3 protein-coding genes and 1 pseudogene are annotated in these 5,124 nt (G+C 69.8%); 2 read left to right on the top strand and 2 right to left on the bottom strand.

Annotation, left to right across the window (positions count from 1 at the left end; genetic code table 11):
• Positions 1–97: 97 nt before the first annotated feature.
• Positions 98–1,387 carry an ABC transporter substrate-binding protein gene (locus AS96_RS11130; RefSeq protein WP_036289706.1) on the bottom strand — a complete coding sequence of 430 codons (1,290 nt, stop codon included), beginning with the start codon at positions 1,385–1,387 and terminating at the stop codon, positions 98–100.
• Positions 1,388–1,556: 169 nt separating this feature from the next.
• On the opposite strand from AS96_RS11130, the pseudogene AS96_RS11135 reads away from it, so the two are divergent.
• A pseudogene (locus tag AS96_RS11135) lies at positions 1,557–2,555 on the top strand (LacI family DNA-binding transcriptional regulator).
• Between the two features lie 18 nt (positions 2,556–2,573).
• Here the strand turns inward: AS96_RS11135 and AS96_RS11140 are convergent.
• Complete coding sequence (locus AS96_RS11140; protein ID WP_036289708.1) at positions 2,574–3,770, bottom strand: ROK family transcriptional regulator; 1,197 nt, start codon at positions 3,768–3,770, stop codon at positions 2,574–2,576.
• A gap of 112 nt (positions 3,771–3,882) precedes the next feature.
• Here AS96_RS11140 and xylA point away from each other — a divergent pair, with 112 nt between their 5' ends.
• The gene (gene xylA / locus AS96_RS11145) at positions 3,883–5,070 is read left to right on the top strand and encodes a xylose isomerase (protein ID WP_036289709.1); all 1,188 of its coding nucleotides are present in this window, start codon (positions 3,883–3,885) and stop codon (positions 5,068–5,070) included.
• Positions 5,071–5,124 lie beyond the last annotated feature (54 nt).

Genomic DNA, 5,124 nt, shown 5'->3' on the forward strand with positions numbered 1-5,124 from the left:
GGGCGGGGGCGGCGTCACGCCGCCCCCGCCGTGCTGCGCGAGATCCGTCTCCGGGTCGGTGACGGCCACGGAGGTCTCGCGAAGGGACACGATCCGATCAGCCCTTCTTGGCCGCGTCGGTGACCGATTGGATCATCTGCTGCGGGTTGCTCTTGCCCGCGAGCAGATCGACCACGGCGACGTTCAGCGCGTTGCCGACGTTCTGGCCGAGGACGGTGTCGAGCCACTGCGACACGAAGGGGGCCTTGTTGTAGGCGGCGAGGACCTCCTGCAGGTAGGGCTCCTTGACCGCCGCCTGCGCCGTCTTGTTGACGGGCGGGGCGCTGAAGGCCGCGTAGTAGGCCTTCTGCTGGTCGGCCGAGGCGATGAAGTTGAGGAAGTCGGCGCACTCCTTCGGAGCCTTGACCGAGCACGAGTACCCGTCGACGCCGCCCATCATCGAGCCCGGTTCGCCCTGGCCGCCGGACAGCTCGGGGAACGGGAACCATGCCAGGTCGGGCAGCGGCTTCTCGTCGGGGGTGAGGGAGGCGATCACGCCCGGGTCCCACGCGCCCATGAGCTCCATCGCGGCCTGGTGGTTGGCGACGAGACCGGCAGAGCTGCCGGCGCCCTGCTGGGCGCTCGTGGTCAGGAAGCCGTCGTTGAACGGCTGGGTCGCGGCGAAGTCGTTCAGGTCTTCCGCGGCCTTCAGCCAGCAGCCGTCGCTGAAGTCCTTGGTGTCGCCGGTCTTCTCGATGGTCTGGGCGCTGCACTCGCGGAGGGCGAAGTTGTAGTACCAGTGGGCGGCCGGCCAGGCGTCCTTCGCGCCGAGCGCGATGGGTGCGACGCCCGCGGACTTCAGCTTGCCGACGGCCGACTCCAGGTCGGTGATGGTGGTCGGCGGCGTCGTGATGCCCGCCTTGGTGAACAGGTCGGAGCTATACCAGAAGCCGCTCGGCAGCACCGCCAGCGGCATGGCCCACACCTTGTCCTGGTAGGTCTCGGCCTTGAAGGAGCCGTCGGAGATCTCCGACTTGGCGGTGTCGCCGATCTTGTCGGTGAGGTCCATCAGCTGACCCGCCTGCACCATCGCCGCGAGCTTGCCGCCGCCGCGCTGCAGGAAGATGTCGGGAGCGTCGCCCGCGTTCAGCGCGGTCTGCAGCTTGCCGTCCATGTCTTCGTTCTGCACGGACTGCATCGTGATGGTGACGTTCGGGTTCTCCTTCTCGAAGGCCGCGATCGCGTCCTTCCAGAACTGCTGTCCGGGACCGGTGGTCGAGTTCTGCCAGAGCGTCATCTCGACCTTGCCGTCGGCGTTGGTCCCGCCGGATCCGCCGCTGCAGGCGCTCAGACCGAGCGTGCCCGCGACCAGGAGCACCGCTCCGGTCAGGATCTTGTTCGCCTTCATGTGATTCCTGTCCTCCTCATTGAGCCTCACCCCGGTCATTCGGGGCACGGAGCATTCCGGTGAACGGGTTCAGGCCGGAATGTGCACCAGTGTGTCCATTTGTTGTCAACAACGTCAAACGTTTTCAAAAACCTTTTCAATAACGTTTCCGTCCCCATAGGATCGCCCCGTGAGTCGCAGAGCCACCATCCATGACGTCGCCGCCGCCGCCGGAGTGTCGGTCGCCACGGTGTCCAAAGCGGTCAACGGGCGGTATGGCGTCGCCAGTGCGACGGTGTCGCGCGTGCTGGATGCCGTGGCCGAGCTCGGCTACGAGTCGAGCCTCGTCGCCAGCAGTATGCGCTCCCGCCGGACGGGGGTCGTGGGCGTGCTCGTCTCGGACTTCGAGCCGTTCAGCGCGGAGGTGCTCAAAGGCGTCGGTGCGGCACTGAGCAGTCATCGCTATGACCTGCTGGCGTACGCGGGAGCACGCGACAGCGACCCGCAGGGGTGGGAGCGGCGCTCGCTCAGCCGCCTCAGCGGAACGCTGATCGACGCGGCGATCATGGTGACCCCGACCGTGGTGGGTGTGAACGCCGACGTCCCGATCGTCGCGGTCGACCCGCACGCCGGCCGCGTCGACATCCCGTCGGTCTAATCCGACAGCCTCGCCGGCGGACTCGAGGCGACGACACACCTGCTCGAGCTCGGGCATCGGCGCATCGGGTTTCTCGCGGGGCGGCCCGAACTGCGCTCGTCGGAGATGCGCGAGGCGGGTTACCGCCGCGCGCTGCGTCAGGCCGGCATCCGCTTCGACCCGGCCCTCGTGGCCGTGGGCATGTACGACCCCGACACGGTCCGTGTCGTCGGGCGTGCGCTGCTGCAGCAGTCCGACCGGCCCACGGCGGTGTTCGCCGCCAATGACCGCACCGCGCTCGGGCTCATCGAGGTGGCGGGGGAGCTGGGACTGGATGTGCCGGGCGACCTGTCGGTGATCGGATTCGATGACATCCCCGAAGCCTTCCTCACGGCGCGTCCGCTCAGCACGGTGCGCCAGCCCATTCAGCGCCTCGGCGCCGAGGCCGCACGGATGCTGGTGACGATGCTCGCCGGGGGAACCCCCGAGGCCACGCACCTCGTGCTTCCCACGCGGCTCATTCCGCGCGCGACGACCGCACCGCTGCGCTGAGCGCGGGGATGCCGGGGGTCAGCCCGCGTCAGGCAGCGCGCCAGGCAGTGCATCGAGGGGGTCGGTGAGCAGCGCGTCGAAGGCGATCTCAGCCGCGCCCACGAGCAGGCGGTCGGGGCCCAGGTCGGCCGCACGCAGGTGCAGGTCTTCGACGTTCATGGCCATCGCCTGCTCGCGGACGGCGCTCTGGAGGGCCTCGGCATCCTGGTCGAGGATCGTCGCCAGGAAGCCGCCGAGGATGACGGTCGACGGGTTGAGCACGTTCACGGCGTTCGCCAACGCCGTCGCGAGAATGCGGCGCTGTCGTTCGACCTCCGCGGCGACCTCCACGCTCCCCGAGGTGCGGATCGCCTCCTCGAGCGTGGGTTCGTCCGCGCTGTGCAGCCCCACGACGGCGAGCAGGCGCGAGCGACTCACCTCGTCTTCCAGAGTGCCCTGCGCGCCCGAGCGACGATCCGCCGGCTGTGCGATGCCCGGCCTGTTCTGGCCGAGCTCGCCGGCGTAGCCGCCCGCGCCGCGCACGAGGTGTCCGCCGATCACCAGGCCGCCGCCGATGCCGCTTGCGCCGCCGTTGACGTAGATCAGATCGGCGACGCCGCGACCGGCTCCGTAGCGGCTCTCGGCGAGGGCGCCGAGCGTCGCGTCGTTGTCGATCGCCGTCGGCAGGCCCGTGGCCTGCGCGAGCTCGTCGCGCAGCGGGGCGTCGGTCCAGTCGAGGTGCGGGGCGCGGCGCACGAGGCCATCGGCGGAGCGCACCAGCCCGGGCACCGCGATGCCGATGCCGACGATGCGGTGCGAGGCGAGCACCCCCGTGCGCCAGCGTTCGACCACCTCGGCGGTGAGCGCGGTGGCCTCTTGGGGGGTGAGCAGTCCGGCGAGCTCGATGCGCTCGCGGCACACGATCGTGCGATCGAGTCCGATGGCGGCCACGGTGAGGGCGTCGACCTCGGGATTGACCGCGATGGCGACCACGTCCGCGGCGGCCGCGACCGACGGTGAGGGCCGTCCCACGCGCCGGTGCATCTCGGGGGCGCCCTCGGTGGCGAGGCCCGCGCTGACGAGGTCGGCGACCAGCGCGCCGACCGTGGACCGGTTCAGACCGGTCGTTTCGGTGAGTGCCGCGCGCGAGAGGGGGCCGTCTTCGTGAACGAGCCGCAGCACGCGGGAGAGGTTGGCGCGCCGAACGCCTTCGACGGTTCCTTCTGCGCGTGCCACGCGTCCACCCTAGAGGCGCGGATGCCGGGCGTCGCGGTAGACGACGGGTGCGTCGTGGTATAGGTTGCTGTCAACAACAAACCTCCCACCCGGGAGACCGCGAAGGAGCGTCATGACCACCCCGACCCCCGCCGACAAGTTCACCTTCGGTCTCTGGACCATCGGCTACAACGGCACCGACCCGTTCGGCGGCCCGACCCGTCCGCCGCTCGACGTCGTGCACGCGGTCGAGAAGCTCGCCGAGCTGGGGGCGTATGGGCTGACCTTCCACGACGACGATCTCTTCCCCTTCGGCTCCAGCGACGCCGACCGTCAGCACCAGATCGACCGTCTCAAGGGGGCGCTGGACGCGACGGGACTGAAGGTGCCGATGGTCACGACCAACCTCTTCAGCGCCCCCGTCTTCAAGGACGGCGGCTTCACTTCGAACGACCGCGACGTACGCCGCTTCGCCATCCGCAAGGTGCTGCGCCAGATCGACCTCGGAGCCGAGCTCGGCGCGCAGACGTTCGTCATGTGGGGCGGTCGCGAAGGCGCCGAGTACGACTCCGCGAAGGACATCCGCCAGGCGCTGGAGCGCTACCGCGAAGCCGTCAACTTCCTCGGCGACTACGTCGACAGCAAGGGCTACGACATCCGCTTCGCGATCGAGCCCAAGCCGAACGAGCCGCGCGGCGACATCCTCCTGCCGACGGTCGGGCACGCCCTCGCCTTCATCGACTCGCTCGAGCGTCCCGAGCTCGTGGGCCTGAACCCCGAGGTGGGCCACGAGCAGATGGCCGGCCTGAACTTCGCCGCGGGCATCGCCCAGGCGCTCTACCATGGCAAGCTCTTCCACATCGACCTCAACGGTCAGCGCGGCATCAAGTACGACCAGGACCTCGTGTTCGGCCACGGCGATCTGCACAACGCGTTCGCGCTGGTCGACCTGCTCGAAAACGGCGGCCCGAACGGCGGCCCGGCCTACGAGGGACCGCGCCACTTCGACTACAAGCCCTCGCGCACCGAGGACGAGACCGGCGTCTGGGACTCGGCAGCCGCCAACATGCGCACGTACCTGCTGCTGAAGGAGCGCGCGGCCGCTTTCCGCGCCGATCCGGAGGTGCAGGAGGCACTTGCCGCTGCGCGCGTGGCCGAGCTCGCTCAGCCGACGTTCGCCGAGGGCGAGAGCTACGACGACTTCGTGGCCGACCGCTCCGCCTACGAGGACTTCGACACCGACGCCTACCTCGGCGGCAAGGGCTTCGGTTTCGTCCGCCTGCAGCAGCTGGCCACCGAGCACCTGCTCGGCGCCCGCTGACCCCGGCATCCGCCCGACCGCCCCGCCCGCGAGACACCACGTCCGCACCGAGAC

The sequence above is a fragment of the Microbacterium sp. MRS-1 genome, assembly GCF_000585455.1.
Taxonomy (GTDB): domain Bacteria; phylum Actinomycetota; class Actinomycetes; order Actinomycetales; family Microbacteriaceae; genus Microbacterium; species Microbacterium laevaniformans.